19 protein-coding genes are annotated in these 17,415 nt (G+C 39.9%); all 19 read left to right on the forward strand.

Features of this window, described 5'->3' with window-relative positions:
* Nucleotides 1-15 precede the first annotated feature (15 nt).
* The gene (locus CSV72_RS00285) at nucleotides 16-1,422 is read left to right on the forward strand and encodes a flagellar hook-length control protein FliK (protein WP_158232102.1); all 1,407 of its coding nucleotides are present in this window, start codon (nucleotides 16-18) and stop codon (nucleotides 1,420-1,422) included.
* A 3-nt stretch (nucleotides 1,423-1,425) separates the two neighbouring features.
* Nucleotides 1,426-2,115 carry a flagellar hook assembly protein FlgD gene (flgD, locus tag CSV72_RS00290; RefSeq protein WP_233191034.1) on the forward strand — a complete coding sequence of 230 codons (690 nt, stop codon included), beginning with the start codon at nucleotides 1,426-1,428 and terminating at the stop codon, nucleotides 2,113-2,115.
* A 17-nt stretch (nucleotides 2,116-2,132) separates the two neighbouring features.
* On the forward strand, nucleotides 2,133-2,504 hold the full coding sequence (locus CSV72_RS00295) for a TIGR02530 family flagellar biosynthesis protein (protein WP_099633172.1): 372 nt from the start codon (nucleotides 2,133-2,135) through the stop codon (nucleotides 2,502-2,504).
* A gap of 85 nt (nucleotides 2,505-2,589) precedes the next feature.
* Entirely contained in the window at nucleotides 2,590-3,387 is a 798-nt protein-coding gene (gene flgG / locus CSV72_RS00300; protein WP_099676643.1) for a flagellar basal body rod protein FlgG, read from the forward strand.
* Between the two features lie 54 nt (nucleotides 3,388-3,441).
* Complete coding sequence (locus tag CSV72_RS00305; RefSeq protein WP_099633174.1) at nucleotides 3,442-3,666, forward strand: flagellar FlbD family protein; 225 nt, start codon at nucleotides 3,442-3,444, stop codon at nucleotides 3,664-3,666.
* On the forward strand, nucleotides 3,656-4,087 hold the full coding sequence (fliL, locus tag CSV72_RS00310; RefSeq protein ID WP_099676644.1) for a flagellar basal body-associated protein FliL: 432 nt from the start codon (nucleotides 3,656-3,658) through the stop codon (nucleotides 4,085-4,087). The genes CSV72_RS00305 and fliL overlap by 11 nt, the downstream gene beginning before the upstream one ends.
* Before the next feature lie 48 nt (nucleotides 4,088-4,135).
* On the forward strand, nucleotides 4,136-5,137 hold the full coding sequence (gene fliM / locus CSV72_RS00315; protein ID WP_099676645.1) for a flagellar motor switch protein FliM: 1,002 nt from the start codon (nucleotides 4,136-4,138) through the stop codon (nucleotides 5,135-5,137).
* Entirely contained in the window at nucleotides 5,130-6,296 is a 1,167-nt protein-coding gene (fliY, locus tag CSV72_RS00320; protein ID WP_099677107.1) for a flagellar motor switch phosphatase FliY, read from the forward strand. Before fliM ends, fliY begins: the two co-directional genes overlap by 8 nt.
* Before the next feature lie 22 nt (nucleotides 6,297-6,318).
* Nucleotides 6,319-6,681 carry a response regulator gene (locus tag CSV72_RS00325; RefSeq protein WP_085133244.1) on the forward strand — a complete coding sequence of 121 codons (363 nt, stop codon included), beginning with the start codon at nucleotides 6,319-6,321 and terminating at the stop codon, nucleotides 6,679-6,681.
* 9 nt (nucleotides 6,682-6,690) lie between these two features.
* Nucleotides 6,691-7,356, forward strand: coding sequence for a flagellar biosynthetic protein FliO (locus CSV72_RS00330; protein ID WP_099676646.1), 666 nt, complete (start codon nucleotides 6,691-6,693; stop codon nucleotides 7,354-7,356).
* A complete protein-coding gene (gene fliP, locus CSV72_RS00335) occupies nucleotides 7,349-8,014 on the forward strand; it encodes a flagellar type III secretion system pore protein FliP (RefSeq protein ID WP_029053195.1) in 666 nt (221 codons plus the stop codon). The genes CSV72_RS00330 and fliP overlap by 8 nt, the downstream gene beginning before the upstream one ends.
* Nucleotides 8,015-8,026: 12 nt before the next feature.
* The gene (gene fliQ / locus CSV72_RS00340; RefSeq protein ID WP_099633178.1) at nucleotides 8,027-8,296 is read left to right on the forward strand and encodes a flagellar biosynthesis protein FliQ; all 270 of its coding nucleotides are present in this window, start codon (nucleotides 8,027-8,029) and stop codon (nucleotides 8,294-8,296) included.
* Between the two features lie 4 nt (nucleotides 8,297-8,300).
* Nucleotides 8,301-9,077: a flagellar biosynthetic protein FliR gene (gene fliR, locus CSV72_RS00345; protein ID WP_099676647.1), complete on the forward strand. Its 777-nt coding sequence runs from the start codon at nucleotides 8,301-8,303 to the stop codon at nucleotides 9,075-9,077.
* Nucleotides 9,070-10,161 (forward strand): flagellar biosynthesis protein FlhB, encoded by a 1,092-nt coding sequence (gene flhB / locus CSV72_RS00350; protein WP_099677108.1) that lies wholly within the window; start codon nucleotides 9,070-9,072, stop codon nucleotides 10,159-10,161. The genes fliR and flhB overlap by 8 nt, the downstream gene beginning before the upstream one ends.
* A 24-nt stretch (nucleotides 10,162-10,185) precedes the next feature.
* The gene (gene flhA / locus CSV72_RS00355) at nucleotides 10,186-12,216 is read left to right on the forward strand and encodes a flagellar biosynthesis protein FlhA (RefSeq protein WP_099676648.1); all 2,031 of its coding nucleotides are present in this window, start codon (nucleotides 10,186-10,188) and stop codon (nucleotides 12,214-12,216) included.
* Nucleotides 12,216-13,331, forward strand: a complete 1,116-nt coding sequence (flhF, locus tag CSV72_RS00360) for a flagellar biosynthesis GTPase FlhF (RefSeq protein WP_099676649.1) — start codon at nucleotides 12,216-12,218, stop codon at nucleotides 13,329-13,331. Before flhA ends, flhF begins: the two co-directional genes overlap by 1 nt.
* Entirely contained in the window at nucleotides 13,324-14,190 is an 867-nt protein-coding gene (locus CSV72_RS00365) for a MinD/ParA family protein (RefSeq protein ID WP_099676650.1), read from the forward strand. Before flhF ends, CSV72_RS00365 begins: the two co-directional genes overlap by 8 nt.
* Before the next feature lie 52 nt (nucleotides 14,191-14,242).
* Nucleotides 14,243-15,322 (forward strand): protein-glutamate methylesterase/protein-glutamine glutaminase, encoded by a 1,080-nt coding sequence (locus CSV72_RS00370; protein ID WP_369802868.1) that lies wholly within the window; start codon nucleotides 14,243-14,245, stop codon nucleotides 15,320-15,322.
* 15 nt (nucleotides 15,323-15,337) lie between these two features.
* On the forward strand, nucleotides 15,338-17,407 hold the full coding sequence (locus tag CSV72_RS00375; RefSeq protein WP_099676652.1) for a chemotaxis protein CheA: 2,070 nt from the start codon (nucleotides 15,338-15,340) through the stop codon (nucleotides 17,405-17,407).
* Nucleotides 17,408-17,415: the final 8 nt, after the last annotated feature.

The following is a 17,415-nucleotide window of genomic DNA, read 5'->3' on the forward strand; positions in this document are numbered from 1 at the left end:
GAGGGAGGTGAAATAGTGAATTTAGGACTACTAATGAATATCGGTGCGCCAAGCATGCCTTTGAATTCATCCGCTTCAACAGCGAATATTGAAGGAAAAGGATTGGGTAGTGTGTTCCAAGATCTTATGTCTGCTACTGCCTTGCCTGCTTCAATAAAGGTAATAGATACGGAACAAGAGTTAACCGAATTACTTGGTGATGTTCTAAAAGCTGGCTCTTTGGAAGAGCTAGAAGGATTCCTTGAAGAGTTAGAGCGGCCTGTTAAGTCAACAGCTGTTGCCAAATTCTTTAAAGATTCAGTAATGCTTCGGGATATTCCGGAAAATGATGTAGCTGTTAAAACGTTGCTTTCTGGAATACTAGAAGGAGACCAGCTCCAAAATACACCAGTAGAGTTAAGTGAAGATGCTGAATTAAGTTTAAAGGATCTGCCAAACTTGCAGGAGTTTCCTAGTCTGCAACAATTAGCACATCTTATTAGTGAAAAACCTGATAAACTAGTAGAAACGATTACAAACGTCCTAGAAGATGTCGGCATGACCAAAGAACAACTTGATCAGATGGCAGCTACAGGGGATATCTGGTTCATGCTCGATGTACTACAGAAATTACCTACTGAAAAAGTACAAGCCGCGATAGAGAATATACTACCTAAAGTAACAGTAGAATTAACGGTATTGCTTAAAGCGATTGAACTAGCGGCCCCTAAAATGGATTTATTTACGAAACAGATAGATCTTGTGGAAACGATTAAGCCAATTCTTTCACAATTTGCAGGTCAACTGGAACAAAAGATTGTTCAACCTGAAGTGAAGCAACCTGTTCAAATTCCACCGACTATGCAGCATATCGTTCGGTTCATGACAGAACAATCTGCCGCGGATACAAAGCAACAAGATCAACAGTCGAAGCCAAATGAAACAGTAACTACAGTTTTAGCCGCTACGCAGAATGAAACAAGACCGGTATTCCAAATAAATGCTACAGAGAAAGTACCGGAGAGCCGAAGTGAGGCATTGATGCGGGAATTCCAAGCAGTACTAAACAGAGCGAATTTCGGTCAAACGAATGGAATGAATCGGATTTCAATCAAATTATATCCAGAACATCTTGGACAAATACGTGTTGAACTATTGGAAGTGAATGGTGTTATGACTGCAAGGATTTTAGCATCTACTGCGATGGCACGTGAAATGCTCGACAGCCAAATGCATCAGTTGCGCCAAGCTTTCACACAACAGAACTTACAAGTAGAACGGATCGATTTATCACAAACGCTACAAGATCCTTCAAAGAGTGATCGGGAACAGGCGTTTAATAAACAAAATCAGCAACAAAAAGAACAAGCTACTGAACAAAATGAAACACAAGATGAACAGGAACAAACATTCCAAGAATTCATGATTGAACTGGAGGTGTAAACATTGCCAGAAGGAACAAATTCCACAACAATGAAAAATGCAATTACAGATTCGATGTATTTAGTCAATAAGCAGCGAGACCAACGCAAGACTGGACCCGATACGATGGGGAAAGACGCATTCATGAAAATCTTAATTGCTCAGATGGCAAACCAAGATCCAACCAACCCGATGAAAGATACCGAGTTTGTCGCTCAGATGGCGCAGTTTTCCTCATTGGAACAAACAATGAATCTAGCAAAAGCGTTTGAGAAATTTGCGGATTCGCAAAATCAGAGTCAGTTAATTCAGTACAATAGCTTTGTGGGAAAAGAAATACGTTGGCATGAAGTTTCAGATGAAAAAGGTGAAGACGATAAGCCAATTATTAATGAAGGTACCGGTGTTATACAGTCGATCAAGTATATTGACGGTTCGGTCATCTTCACGATGGCGGATGGTAAGGAATTATCCCCTGGAAATATTTCTGAAGTAATGGGGAACGGATCTACTTCAGGTTCGGGTGTAGTTGGTCAACCAAATAGTCTAGTTCAAGCGAGTATGCTGATCGGTAAGACAGTAGGTTATATGGAAGGCGAAGACAAACGTACGGGTAAAGTTGTATCAGTTACAAATAAAGAAGGTAGTCTTCATTACGTATTACAAGACGGTACAAAAATCGAAGGTAATCAATTTACCACTATTAGTGAATAATTGAATGGAGCGATGTCATGAACAAGATTGATGCCCATCGCATTCCATCACCGCCACTCATACGCCAAGGACAGATACCAGCACAATCAAAGCAGTCATTTCTTGAACACTTACAGCAAGCGACGCAGCCAGAGAAATTAAAGATTAGTAAACATGCTAACGACCGGATGCAAGAACGTGGCATTCAAATGACCGACGTAGAATGGGCGCGTATCTCAGAAAAAGTGGACGAGGCGAAAAGGAAGGGAATTCGTGACTCACTTGTGTTGACTGATCAAGCCGCACTCATAGTCAGTGCGAAAAACTCAACCGTCATCACCGCGATGAACCGCATGGAAGCGAAAGATCAACTGTTTACAAATATTGATGGCACGATATTACTCAGCTAAATACGGCAGGACCTTAACAGGATGCCAACCGCACCGTCGACTGAATGACGCGGTGCACTCTAAAACCGAGAGGAGAAACTTTATTATGATTCGCTCAATGTACTCAGGAATTTCTGGCCTAAAGAACTTCCAAACGAAATTAGATGTAATTGGTAACAATATTGCTAACGTTAATACGTATGGCTTTAAGAAAGGGCGTACGGTTTTTAAGGATTTGTATTCTCAGACTGTTGCGGGGGCTACTGGACCCGGAGATACGAGAGGTGGGGTGAATCCTAAACAAGTGGGATTAGGTTCGCAAATAGCAGCTATTGATACAATGCACAGTCCGGGTTCTACTCAATTCACAGGAAACACTCTAGATTTAGCTATTGAAGGTGACGGTTTTTTTGTAGTTGAGGATGGAAATGGTGAGAAACTATATACTCGTGCAGGAAATTTTTATCTCGATAAAGATGGAAAAATTGTGGATGGAGATGGAAGATATCTTTCAGCAGAGGGTGGGGGACCAATCGAAGTTCCGCTAGAAGCTACATCTCTTTCAATAGGGCAAGATGGAATAGTTAAATATGTACTGAATGGTGTTTTAGAGGGTGAAGATGTAGTGGCATTAGCCAAATTCTCAAATCCAGGTGGTTTAACAAAAACAGGTGGGAATTTGTACCAAGAAAGTGCTAACTCGGGAGTAGCAGAAGATGGAACAGGGGCACCATTAGTAGATGGCCGTGGTGCTATCAAATCCGGCTCACTAGAAATGTCCAACGTAGACCTATCCGAAGAATTCACAGAAATGATCGTTGCACAACGTGGTTTCCAAGCCAACACACGGATCATTACTACATCAGATGAGATATTACAAGAACTAGTAAACTTGAAGCGATAACATAGCATAGTTTGAGAAGGAGGGTCGGGCCGGCCTTGGCCTGGCCCCTTACATATGATTAAAGTGACGAGATTGAATCGAACGACGTTTACGTTAAATGCATTGTACATAGAGAGAGTCGAGTCGTTTCCAGACACGACAATCACATTGACGACTGGGTCAAAGTATGTCGTTCTTGATTCAGCTGAAGAAGTAAATAACCGAATCATTGAATTTTATCAAGCAGTCCAGCTGCTATCCAATCCGCATATCCGGGGTGATGAAGAAGATGAAGAATAAATTATTGACGATTTCATTAATTATTTTAGTGAGTATTACATTAATCGGTGTGGTGGCGGTCGTATTGATATTGAATTTCAATAAAGATAGTGACGGAGAAGAAAAAGTACCATCAATTGATGAAATTATTGAGTCGTCCGTAGATATGGAAGAAATCACAACGAACTTGTCTGGTCGTAATTTTGTCCGTGTGTCACTGAAAATCCAGACAGATAGTAAAAAGGCAGCAGAAGAATTGACGAAACGTGACTTTCAAGTGAAGAACCTAGCGATTCAAGAACTGTCTGAAATGACAGCGAAAGATCTTGAAGGAAAAGCGGGGAAACAGCAATTTGAAGATACCATAAAAGCAAAGCTGAACGAGCTGATGCAAGATGGTGAAATACAGAAGGTGTATATTGTCTCTTATATCATCCAGTGACGGCCAGAATGATCTACTAGAGATGTATGCGCTATGGGAGGTGGGTCTATGTCGGGAGACGTATTGTCCCAAAATGAAATAGATGCGCTGCTGTCTGCTTTATCGACGGGTGAAATGTCAGCAGAAGAAATGAAGAAGGAAGAAGAAACAAGAAAAGTACGTGTCTATGACTTTAAGCGTGCACTTCGTTTCTCTAAAGACCAGATTCGAAGTTTGACTAGGATCCATGAAAACTTCGCTAGACTACTAACGACGTACTTCTCAGCGCAACTACGTACGTATGTACAAATTAATGTGATGTCGGTAGATCAGATTCCATTTGAAGAATTCATTAGCTCGATACCCAATATGACATTGATCAATATATTTGATGTATCCCCGCTTGAAGGGAATATTTTGATGGAAGTCAATCCGAATGTTGCCTATTCCATGCTGGAGAGACTTATGGGTGGTTTTGGATCGAGTTCAGGAAAAACGGATAATATGACAGAGATTGAAACGAAGATTTTGACAAATTTGTTTGAACGTTCGTTTGACAGCTTACGGGAAGCATGGTCAGGCCTAATTGACATTGATCCGTATTTAACAGAGATGGAAGTCAATCCTCAATTTCTTCAAATGATTTCACCTAACGAAACTGTAATCGTTATTTCATTTAATATTATGATTGGTGAATCTAGCGGGATGATTAATATGTGTATCCCTCACGTTGTGTTGGAACCAATTATTCCAAACCTCTCTGTGCAGTACTGGATGCAGACAAATAAAAAAGAACCAACCGCTGAGCAAAGCATACAATTGGAAAGGCGTATTAAAAATGCAACACTCCCAATAGTTGCTGACCTTGGAAAAGGCCAAATATCTATCGAAGATTTCCTGCATTTGCAGCTTGGTGATGTGATTTCATTGAATACAAGTATTGAGGAGCCTTTAACGATAAGGATAGGAGATAAGCCTAAATTCACAGCACAGCCAGGGAAGTTACGAAATCGTATGGCTGTTCAAATACTGGAAATATTGAATACGGGAGAGGATGACGATGATGAGTGATAATATTCTCTCACAGGAAGAGATTGAAGCGTTGTTACGGGGTGAAACATTAGAACCTGCCCAAGCAGATGAACCTGAATCTGAAACTATCGATATTAGTGATTACTTGACCGAAATGGAGCAAGATGCATTAGGTGAAGTAGGTAATATTTCATTCGGTAGTTCTGCAACGGCACTTTCCGCTTTATTGGGACAAAAAGTAGAAATCACAACACCCAAACTATCGCTGATCCAACGGGATAACTTGGAGGATGATTTCGTCCATCCATATGTAGCCGTCAAGGTTGAATATACAGAAGGATTAAGTGGTGTTAATCTGTTAGTAATTAAACAAAGTGACGCGGCAATCATTGCAGACTTAATGCTTGGAGGCGACGGAACAACTCCAAATCAAGAGTTAAGTGAAATCCATTTGAGTGCAGTACAAGAAGCAATGAATCAAATGATGGGGTCTTCAGCGACTTCGATGTCTACCATTTTTAATAAAAAAGTAGATATTTCACCACCCACTATTGATTTGATGAATATTCAAATAGATCAGGGAACCGAAAATATACCAGCGCATAATTTATTAATCCGCGTGTCATTCAATTTGAAAGTTGGCGAATTGATTGATTCTGATATTATGCAATTGTTCCCACTGGAGTTCGGTAAAAAATTGGTATCTACATTAATGGGAGAAGAAGAAGCGGCCACTATGACAGAAGTACCACCGAGTCCACCGGAACCCCAATATTCGGAACCTAAGCCTGCGTATACACCGGATCCTGCACAGCAACCTGTATATCAAGCACCACCCATGCAACAAACTGCAGCACCACGTCAGACGCAAGCTCCAGTGCATGTCCAGCAAGCAGAGTTTGCGAGTTTCCAAGCGCCTACTTTGAATAAGGAAGAATCAAATAATTTAAATTTACTACTTGATATACCACTTCAAGTAACAGTAGAATTAGGACGTACGAAGCGTTCTGTTAAAGAAATACTCGAAATGTCTGGTGGTTCCATTATTGAACTGGATAAATTGGCAGGGGAGCCTGTCGATATATTAGTCAATAATCGCTATATTGCAAAAGGGGAAGTAGTAGTCATTGACGAAAACTTCGGAGTCCGCATTACGGATATATTAAGTCAAATGGATCGATTAAACAATTTACGATAAAAGAAACTTGGAGGGAATATGAATGGGAAAACGAATTTTAGTAGTAGATGACGCGGCATTTATGCGCATGATGATCAAGGATATCTTAACAAAGAATAATTATGAAGTAGTAGGAGAGGCAGCGGACGGTGCTCAAGCTATTGAAAAGTATAATGAATTGAAACCAGACTTGGTTACAATGGATATTACGATGCCAGAAATGGATGGAATTGCAGCATTAAAAGCAATTAAAAGTACGCACCCATCTGCGACCATCATCATGTGTTCTGCAATGGGGCAACAGGCAATGGTAATAGATGCGATCCAAGCCGGAGCAAAAGACTTTATCGTTAAACCATTCCAGGCTGACCGTGTTATTGAAGCAATCGACAAAGCGCTGAGCTAAGAGCAGCATATGAATGTAAAACAAGTAATTCAGTATTTACTACTATTCGTTCTGTGCTTTACTATCACACCATTTGCACATGCAGAAACGGATCCTGATGTCAGCGTATCAGACTGTATTGGAAAAGATAAAGATTGCGAAGAGAAAGCTCCGGTTGCAGAGAATGATAATAAATTAGTGAATAATAATGAATTGGACGAACCTAAAGGACTTACAGCAAAAGATTACATAAGAACTCTTTTTGCTTTTGCCTTTGTAATTGGTTTGCTCGTGTGGTTACTACGCTTCATGAACAAACGCAATAGAAATTTCGACTCTAATCGACTTATGACGAATATGGGTGGTGTTCCGTTAGGTCAAAATAAGTCTATTCAACTAGTGAAAATGGGTAACCATTATTTCGTAGTAGGTGTTGGTGAAAATGTACAACTATTAAGAGAAATAGAAGATCCTGATGAAATTGCTGAACTACTTGCACGTTATGACCAAGGCAATGAAGTTCAAAAAGGTATACTTTCACAACTGTATACACGGTTTTTCTCAAAGGCTGAACACTCTCCATCGGAAGAAGCCACTTTCAGTCAATTGTTTTCTACCAAAATGGACGAAATCAAAACTGAGCGCAAAGAACAGTTAAAACGTTTAAATCGGAAGGAGAGCGACCGCGATGGTTGATTTTCTGGACACGTTTTCCGACAGTGATCCCACCAATGTCTCTACTTCCATTAAGATGTTGCTATTACTAACGGTATTATCACTTGCACCAGCAATTTTAATCCTAATGACTTCGTTTGCTAGGATTATCATAGTGTTGTCATTTGTACGGACGGCGCTAGCTACACAGCAAATGCCTCCCAACCAAGTGTTGGTTGGATTAGCATTATTTCTGACGTTCTTCATCATGTCACCAGTGCTATCTCAAGTGAATGAAGAAGCATTGACACCTTTGTTTGATGAAGAAATCAGTTTGGACGAGGCATACGAGCGGGCCAGTGTGCCATTTAAAGAATTCATGAGTCAACATACTAGGCAGAAAGATTTGGAGTTATTCATGCGGTATAACCAGATGGAGCGACCGGATACAATTGAAGATATTCCGCTTACTATGATGGTGCCAGCGTTTGCCCTTAGTGAAATTAAGACTGCATTTCAAATGGGTTTTATGATTTTTATTCCTTTTCTCGTAATTGATATGATCGTTGCTAGTGTGCTCATGTCTATGGGGATGATGATGCTTCCACCCGTTATGATTTCATTACCGTTCAAGATATTATTATTTGTTCTAGTAGACGGTTGGTATCTCATTATCCAGTCATTGCTACAAAGCTTTTAGGGAGGAATTTGAATGACGAGTGAATTTGTTATATCCATTGCAGAACGGTCAGTTTGGGTTATTCTCCTTGCATCAGGACCTCTCCTAATCGTAGCTTTAGTGACAGGACTTGCCGTGAGTATTTTTCAGGCAACTACACAAATCCAAGAACAGACATTGGCATTCGTACCAAAAATCGTAGCGGTTATGGTTGCTATCATATTTTTTGGACCTTGGATGTTATCCTATGTTACCGGCTATGCCAGCGAAATCTTTTCTAATCTCTCCAGGTATGTTGGGTGATTAAATGAATGAACTTATTCCATCCTTACCCGCATTTTTACTTATCCTAACTCGTGTTACCTCTTTCTTCGTGACGCTGCCATTATTCTCTTACAAGACCATCCCAGCTACGCAACGGTTACTATTCGGGGCAATATTAGCTTGGATGATGTCTTACTCTATTACGATGCCTGAACTAGAGATCGATGGTCAATACATATTACTTGTACTTAAAGAAGCGGTAGTCGGCTTATCAATCGGCATTGCCGCTTTTATTATTATGTCGGCTATTCAAGTGGCTGGTGGATTTATTGACTTTCAGATGGGATTTGCCATTGCGAACGTCATTGATCCTCAAACGGGTGCGCAGTCACCATTGCTTGGACAATTTCTTAATTCGCTAGCGATGTTATTGTTATTAGTTGTAAATGGTCATCATTTGCTTTTGGATGGGATATTTTACAGCTATGAGTTTGTACCCATCACGGCTATGTGGCCACCTTTTGGTAGTCCTAATATGGCAGAATTTATCGTCTTGACCTTCGCCAAATCCTTTGCAATTGCGTTTCAAATGGCGATACCAGTCGTAGCTACGTTATTCCTTGTCGATTTGGCACTCGGTATAACCGCTCGTGCTGTGCCACAACTGAATATTTTTGTAGTTGGATTTCCAATTAAAATTGGTGTTAGTTTCTTGGTAATCGTGACAATGTCCAGTGTCTTCATAATCGTAATGAAGAAAATGTTTGAAATTATGATTGTAACGATGAGAAATCTGATGATACTGCTTGGAGGTGGCTAACTTGTTACTAAGGCTGAATTTACAATTTTTTGCCGGTGAGAAGACGGAAAAAGCTACCCCGAAAAAGCGGGAAGATTCCAGAAAGAAAGGGCAAGTACTAAAAAGTCAAGATGTAACAGCTTCAATTGTTCTTTTCTCTATTTTTACATTTATGTTCTTTTCCGCAGGTTTTATGAGGGATAATTTCTTCGTGTTTTTCCGAGAATCCTTTACTCATCTTATTCCAATCAAGTCGCTGGATGAAGAACAAGTCATGTTAGTATACATAAGCGTTATTAAACAAATGGCAATCATATTATTGCCGATAATGTTGATCGCAGTTATTGCGAGTATTGCAGCGAATCTGCTACAGTTCGGTCTCTTATTTACTGCTGAGACGTTAAAGTTTGATTTAAAGAAAATAGATCCAATTAAAGGATTAAAGCGGATTTTTTCTATTCGTGCAATTGTAGAGTTATTAAAATCCATATTAAAAATTTCTTTTATCGGAACCGTTACAACACTTATTGTATGGAGTAATCTAGGACAAGTGCTCGACTTGGCATTTAAGACACCGCAAGTCACACTGGTGACTGTTGCAAAATTAGTCGGAATGATGGGGATTATCGCGTCACTAGTATTATTATTCATTTCCATCTTGGATTTTCTTTATCAGAAATTTGACTATGAAAAGAATCTAAAAATGTCTAAACAAGATATTAAAGATGAAAGTAAAAATATGGATGGGGATCCGCTTGTCAAATCCCGCATTAGACAGCGTCAGCGTGAAATGGCAATGCGCCGGATGATGCAGGAGATTCCTGAAGCGGATGTTGTGATTACCAATCCTACTCACTTTGCCATTGCGTTAAAGTATGATGAAGATCAGATGGATTCACCAATTGTCGTTGGAAAAGGTGCAGATTTTGTCGCACAAAAAATTAAAATGATTGCGGCTGAACACGACATTGTGATGGTAGAAAATCGACCTTTAGCACGTGCTATGTATGACGAAATAGAGATTGGTGATCGAATACCTGAGCAGTTCTTTAAAGCAATTGCAGAAATTCTAGCCTATGTATATCGCATTCAAAAGAAAATATAAGTTAAATAAGAAAGTAGGGGTGGCATGCAGTTTAAAGATATAGGAGTACTCGCGGCGGTTATTATGATCATAGCGATGCTTGTCATCCCGTTACCACCTTGGTTATTAAGTTTCTTGATTATTATCAATATTACACTTGGGTTAATGGTTTTACTAACTGCGATGAATATGCAGGAAGCATTGCAATTCTCTATCTTTCCATCACTATTATTATTACTCACATTATTCCGTCTAGGTCTTAACGTTTCCACAACACGTGCGATTCTTTCAGAGGGTAATGCAGGTGGAGTAGTTGATACATTTGGTACATTCGTTACCGGTGGAAATATTATTGTGGGACTCGTCGTTTTTGTTATTTTAATCATCATTCAGTTTATTGTTATAACGAAAGGTTCGGAGCGTGTTTCCGAAGTTGCTGCACGTTTTACTCTCGATGCTATGCCAGGTAAGCAAATGAGTATTGATGCCGACTTAAACGCAGGTATGATCTCAGATGTAGAAGCACGTACACGTCGTGAAAAAGTAAGTAACGAAGCTGATTTCTATGGTGCAATGGATGGTGCGACCAAATTCGTTAAAGGGGATGCTATTGCCGGGATCATTATTGTTATGATCAACTTATTGGTTGGCATGATTATTGGTGTCGTGCAGATGGGATTGCCGTTTGCGGAAGCAGCACTTCAATTTTCTACACTTACTGTCGGGGATGGTATTGTTTCACAAATACCAGCACTACTAATTTCCACGGCAACAGGTATCGTAGTTACACGAGCTGCATCAGAAGGAAACTTAGGGACAGACATTACGAATCAATTACTAGGACAGCCTAAATTACTTTACGTAGCATCCATTACAATTTTTTTACTGGGTCTTGCCACACCGATTAATGACATATTAACTATTCCGATAGCGGGTGCACTGGCAATTGGTGCGTTTATGATGTCACGTAAAGAAGATGAAGATCCAGATGAATTATTAGAGATGGAAGAAAATGTAGAGACTGAAGGGTTAAAACGGCCAGAAAATGTCGTTGACCTCTTGAATGTGGATCCAATTGAGTTTGAATTCGGCTATGGCCTTATCCCGCTCGTAGATGCAACGCAGGGAGGGGATTTACTGGATCGAGTCGTTATGATTCGTCGGCAGTTAGCGATAGAACTTGGACTCGTCATTCCAGTTGTTCGTATCCGTGACAATATTCAATTACAACCAAATGAGTATCGAATCAAAATTAAGGGAAATGAAATGGCTAGGGGAGAACTTTTGCTAGACCACTATCTAGCTATGAGTCCCGGCGGCGAAGATTTAATAGAAGGAATAGATACTGTAGAACCTTCGTTTGGATTGCCAGCGAAATGGATTACCGAGGATACGAAAGAAGAAGCGGAAATCATGGGTTACACAGTTGTGGATCCACCAAGTGTTGTATCTACACACTTGACTGAGGTCATTCGTGCCAATGCTTCCGATTTACTTGGACGTCAGGAAACCAAGCAACTAGTAGATCACGTACATGAAACATATCCAATTTTGGTCGATGAACTTACTCCGACTCCATTATCAATTGGCGAAATACAAAAAGTGCTTGCTAAATTATTGAACGAACAAGTTTCGGTTCGCAATTTACCGATCATTTTTGAGACGCTTGCAGATTACTCCAAGTACACGTCCGATGTGGATGTACTAACAGAATACGCCAGACAATCACTGGCACGTCAGATTACTGGTCAATTTGTTGTAGGTAATGGGGTGTTAAAAGTATTAACAGTCTCTGGGAAAGTAGAGAAACTCATTGCAGATAGTATCCAACAAACTGAACAAGGGAATTTTCTATCCATTGATCCATCACAATCTCAAATAATCTTGGAACGAATTGCGCAAGAAGTCGAACGGGTAGCTATGCTTGACCAATCACCTGTAATTTTATGTTCACCTGCCATTCGTATGTACTTACGTCAAATAACGGAGCGGTATTTCCCACAGATACCTATACTATCTTATAATGAATTGGAAGCATCAGTGGAAGTTCAAAGTGTAGGGGTGGTAGATATTTAATGAAAATGAAAAAGTATACAGCATCTACTATGGTTGAAGCTATGAGGAAAGTCCGTGAAGATTTTGGAGACGATGCTGTCATCCTTAGTTCAAATGTTACGAAAACAAAAGGCTTTCTTGGTCTTTTTCGTAAACGGTCAGTAGAAGTTGTCGCAAGCTATGATAAAACGAATGCCGAGCGTACATTTGAATCACAAGTTCGTTCTGTGCAACCGCCTGTTGCGGAGCCAGAGTCTGTTGAACGTATGCAACGAGAAATGCGGGAGATCAAGCAAATGCTGAAGGATATACAGCAAGGGGATCATACATTTGAAAAATATCCTGATGAACTACTACCCGTATTGAAGAAGTTACAGACGCAAGGTCTGGCAAGCGAATATATCATGGAAATTGGCAATCTAGTTTTCAATCGAATGAAGCAAGATAAAGTCGATTTTACTGAAGAACAGCAAATGGAATTGATTAGAGCGTGGTTTAGTGATTGTCTTCACGACATACCTTTCGGTGGAATATCCTATCAGAAAAAGTTTATTAATGTACTAGGCCCGACTGGAGTGGGGAAAACAACGACCATTGCGAAAATCGCTGCACGTGCATTGTTGGAAGAAAAAAAGAAAGTCGGTTTTATTACGACTGATACGTATCGAATTGCGGCCATTGAACAATTGCGTACATACGCCAATTTGCTTCAGGCGCCAGTTGAAATCGCTTATAACGAAGAAGATTTTCGTATAGCGATCGAAAAGTTGAAAGATCTCGATCTCATATTTATTGATACAGCAGGACGGAATTATAAAGAAGCGAAATTTGTCGATGATTTATCAAAACTCATTGATTTTTCATTAGATATGGAAACCTTTCTTGTGTTATCTACGACGTCAAAAGAACAGGATATGGATACGATCATCAGACAATTTGATCAGTTTCCAATCAAAAAATTCATATTTACCAAAACAGATGAAACTAATTCGGTTGGGGCGATTATTAATTTAATGCTGAAATACGGAATAGGCGTATCCTACTTCACCGATGGGCAAGAGGTACCGGAGGATTTAACAGAAGCCAGTTTGGAAAAGATAGTAGATCTTCTATTAGTAGGTGATTCATGTGCGTGATCAGGCTGAAGCACTGCGACTAAAAATGATGAATAGTCAAAGACAAGTAGCTCGCTCAATTGCTGTCATCAGTGGTAAAGGCGGAGTAGGTAAATCGAATTTCACTGCTAATTTCTCATACGCACTCGTAGCGAAAGGAAAGAAAGTATTGATTGTCGATATGGATATCGGGATGGGAAATATTCATATATTATTTGGGGCTACACCCACGTATCATCTAAAAGATTATTTGACTGAACAACAACAGTTACAGAAAGTCGTAACTCCCATCGATGAAAATCTTGCGTTTATTGCAGGGGGTTCTGGACTGGAAAATGTGGTGGAGTGGTCGGGGCAAATGTTTGACCGCTTGATTGAAGCGTTTTCTTTATTGCAGATGGAATATGATGTCATTTTATTCGATATGGGTGCAGGAGCGACGAAGAGTTCAATTGATTTGATCTTAGCGATGGACGAGGTTATTTTAATTGCGACACCAGAGCCTACCTCTATTACGGACGCGTATTCAATGATCAAGTTCATTTGTCTGCAAGGTGCGAATAAAACGATTCACATAGTCAGTAACCGTGTTCATAAGGAGCAAGATGGGCGTGATTCTGTCGCACGTCTTCAGTTAGCGATTAGAAAGTTTTTATTCATGGAAACGAGCATTTTAGGTTTTTTGCCAGACGATATTCATGTACGGAATGCGGTCATAGCACAGGTCCCTTTCGTCAAATTATATCCCAATGCAAAAGTGAGTAAGCGAATGATGGCGATAACTGATACATTTTTACACAACAATAAACCAAGAACTACTATTGAAAGCTCTGGATTCATAGACAAAATCAAAGGCGTTTTTCTGAAGGGGCGTGTGTAATTTGATTACCGCAAAGAAAAAACGAATTCTCGTAGTAGACGACTCTGCTTTTATGCGGAAGCTAATCTCGGATATGTTAAATAAACACCCCATGATGGAAGTCATCGGCATAGCTAGAAATGGTAAAGATGCAGTGGAAAAAGTGCGCGATCTTCAGCCCGATGTTCTTACAATGGACATTGAAATGCCTGTAATGAATGGACTGGAAGCTTTAAAGTTCATTATGGATCAAATGCCAGTCCCTGTAGTGATTTTATCAAGTACGACAAAACATAATACAGAAAATGCAGTTCTGGCAATAGAATACGGAGCTGTCGACGTGATAGCAAAGCCTGGTGGTTCGATTTCATTGAATCTTCATGAAATCGAAAAAGAAATTGTGGAGAAGGTATTTGCTGCATCAAATGTAGTAATTCAAACACTTACGCGTCAAATAACAACGACACAAAAACGTCATACAACAACGACGAGCAGCCAAAACCAAGCGAATGAAAACAGAAGTGCTTCGATATTTCCAATACAAACAGTAAGCATACCTAAAAAAAATACACTTATTGCTAAAAAGTTTGTTATAATAGGTACATCGACTGGTGGACCAAGGGCCTTGCAGGAAGTTATTACTAGGTTTCCGGCGGAATTCCAATACCCGATTCTAATTGTCCAACATATGCCACCTGGATTCACCAAATCATTAGCTGAACGACTGAATGGTTTGAGTGAAATAGTCGTCAAAGAAGCTGAACATGGAGAGCTGATTGAAAATGGAACGGCTTATATTGCGCCAGGCGGCTTGCATCTGAAGTTTGTGAAATCGAGAACAGGCTATCAAATTGTATTGGATGGAGACGAGGCACCTCGTTCTGGACATCGCCCGGCAGTAAACGTGTTATTAGAATCAGCGGCAACACATAAAGAACTAGAATATGTAACAGCAATCATGACAGGTATGGGGTATGACGGTAAAGAAGGCATGGAACTATTGCGTACTTCATGTAAAACGATTACTATAGCGGAATCTAAAAATACGTCCGTTGTATATGGAATGCCCAAAGCTATAATTGACGCGGGTCTCAGCGACGAAATTAAAGATGTACAACAAATCGCAAATGCGATAATAGGAAATTTGAAGTAACTAGGGGGCTTTACAATGGATGTAAGTCAATATTTGGATATGTTCATCGAAGAAAGTAAAGAACACTTGCAGGCTTGTAGTGAACAGTTGCTAGCGTTAGAGAATAATCCGGATGACCTGGCCATTGTCAATGAAGTATTTAGGGCTGCACATACCCTTAAAGGAATGTCAGCGACAATGGGATATGAAGATATCGCAGATTTAACACATAAAATGGAGAACGTCCTTGATGCAATTCGAAACTCAAAGATTAGTGTTACAACAGAAATATTAGATGTGGTATTTGAAGCAGTGGATGATCTTGAATTAATGGTACAAGACATCGAATCAGGTGGAGACGGAAAAAAAGACGTCAGCAAGTTAGTGGACACTCTTAATCGAATTGAAGCCGGACAACCACTTGATTTAGTAACTGAGCCTGCAGCAACAACTGAGGAAGCTTTCATTGAAGTCGTAACTTCGACGGGAATTCATTATGATGAGTTTGAATTGACGGTTATTTCCCAATCTGCTGAACAAGGCTTTAATGCTTTAGAAATTACAGTTACTTTACGTGAGGATTGCTTGTTAAAAGTAGCTCGCGTATTTATGACGTTTGAGATTTTGGAAAAGTCAGGCGAAGTCATAAAAACCGTTCCTACAGTAGAACAATTAGAAAATGAAGATTTTGATCAAAAGTTTACGATTGTTCTATTGACTCAAGAAGACGCCGATGATCTAAAGGCAAAAGTACTAAAAGTTTCTGAAATAGAAGATGTACATATTACATACATTACGGATGAATACGTGCAAAAGTATAAACAAGCTGCATTGAATACAAAAGATGCAGAACCGGAAGTCGTGGAAACGATAATCGTACCTGTTGCGGAAGCTGCGACAACTAAAGAAGGACCTAAGGAAGCTGTAAAAACAAAAAAGGCCACATCTTCCAATTCTAATAAAACCATTCGAGTGAATATTGACCGACTGGATATTTTAATGAACTTATTTGAAGAACTTGTCATTGATCGTGGACGCCTTCAATCTATTGCCAGTGAATTGCATAACCCTGAATTGAATGAATCCGTTGAGAGAATGACACGGGTATCAGGAGATTTGCAAAACATCATTTTGAACATGCGAATGGTACCTGTAGAAACAGTCTTCAATAGATTCCCAAAAATGGTTCGGCAATTGGCACGTGATCTGAATAAGAAAATTGATTTGGAGATTGTCGGCGCTGAAACAGAGTTGGACCGAACCGTAATCGACGAAATAGGAGATCCCCTCGTGCATTTGATTCGAAATGCTTTAGATCACGGTATCGAAATGCCGGAGGAGCGAATCGCGAATGGCAAGCCAGAGATTGGAACTGTAACATTGCGCGCCTATCATTCAGGTAACCATGTATTTATCGAGCTTGAAGATGATGGAGCGGGTGTGAACCGCGAGCGCGTAGTAGGTAAAGCAATTGAACGGGGGATTGTCAGTCCTGAAGCTGCCGATTCTTTGACGAATAAACAAGTAGCGGAATTGATATTAGCCTCAGGATTTTCAACTGCGGCTTCTATTACCGATGTATCAGGTCGTGGTGTGGGTCTGGATGTAGTGAAAAACACAATCGAATCTCTTGGCGGACATATTTCGATCGATTCTACTGAAGGAAAAGGTTCGTTATTCCAGGTTCAGTTACCTCTTACTCTTTCTATTATTTCGGTAATGTTAGTAGAGTTGGATAAAGAAATTTATGCAATCCCCTTGTCATCTATAATCGAAACTGCCATTATTCAAAAGTCTGATATTTTAAATGCGCATAATCAGCCTGTAATCGATTTCCGTGGAACAATTGTGCCGTTGGTGGACTTAAAAGATATATTTGAAATGAAAAATAGAAGCAATGAAGAAGATGAGTTTCAATCGATCGTCATCGTTCGTAAAGGTGAAAGTTTAGCTGGGTTAGTCGTAGATTCATTTATTGGTCAACAGGAAATCGTGCTGAAATCACTCGGCGAATACTTACAGAATGTCTTTGCGATTTCAGGCGCGACAATTTTAGGAAACGGTCAAGTTGCATTAATTGTTGACTGTAATGCATTGATTAAATAATCGAGGTG

The sequence above is a fragment of the Sporosarcina sp. P20a genome (assembly GCF_002743175.1).
In the GTDB taxonomy this organism is placed as follows: domain Bacteria; phylum Bacillota; class Bacilli; order Bacillales_A; family Planococcaceae; genus Sporosarcina.

Coding starts and splice junctions, on each gene's coding strand:
- CSV72_RS00295 (WP_099633172.1), top strand. CDS start 2,133: ATGAACAAGATTGATGCCCATCGCATTCCATCACCGCCACTCATACGC.
- flgG (WP_099676643.1), top strand. CDS start 2,590: ATGATTCGCTCAATGTACTCAGGAATTTCTGGCCTAAAGAACTTCCAA.
- CSV72_RS00305 (WP_099633174.1), top strand. CDS start 3,442: ATGATTAAAGTGACGAGATTGAATCGAACGACGTTTACGTTAAATGCA.
- fliL (WP_099676644.1), top strand. CDS start 3,656: ATGAAGAATAAATTATTGACGATTTCATTAATTATTTTAGTGAGTATT.
- fliM (WP_099676645.1), top strand. CDS start 4,136: ATGTCGGGAGACGTATTGTCCCAAAATGAAATAGATGCGCTGCTGTCT.
- fliY (WP_099677107.1), top strand. CDS start 5,130: ATGAGTGATAATATTCTCTCACAGGAAGAGATTGAAGCGTTGTTACGG.
- CSV72_RS00325 (WP_085133244.1), top strand. CDS start 6,319: ATGGGAAAACGAATTTTAGTAGTAGATGACGCGGCATTTATGCGCATG.
- CSV72_RS00330 (WP_099676646.1), top strand. CDS start 6,691: ATGAATGTAAAACAAGTAATTCAGTATTTACTACTATTCGTTCTGTGC.
- fliP (WP_029053195.1), top strand. CDS start 7,349: ATGGTTGATTTTCTGGACACGTTTTCCGACAGTGATCCCACCAATGTC.
- fliQ (WP_099633178.1), top strand. CDS start 8,027: ATGACGAGTGAATTTGTTATATCCATTGCAGAACGGTCAGTTTGGGTT.
- fliR (WP_099676647.1), top strand. CDS start 8,301: ATGAATGAACTTATTCCATCCTTACCCGCATTTTTACTTATCCTAACT.
- flhA (WP_099676648.1), top strand. CDS start 10,186: ATGCAGTTTAAAGATATAGGAGTACTCGCGGCGGTTATTATGATCATA.
- flhF (WP_099676649.1), top strand. CDS start 12,216: ATGAAAATGAAAAAGTATACAGCATCTACTATGGTTGAAGCTATGAGG.
- CSV72_RS00370 (WP_369802868.1), top strand. CDS start 14,243: ATGCGGAAGCTAATCTCGGATATGTTAAATAAACACCCCATGATGGAA.
- CSV72_RS00375 (WP_099676652.1), top strand. CDS start 15,338: ATGGATGTAAGTCAATATTTGGATATGTTCATCGAAGAAAGTAAAGAA.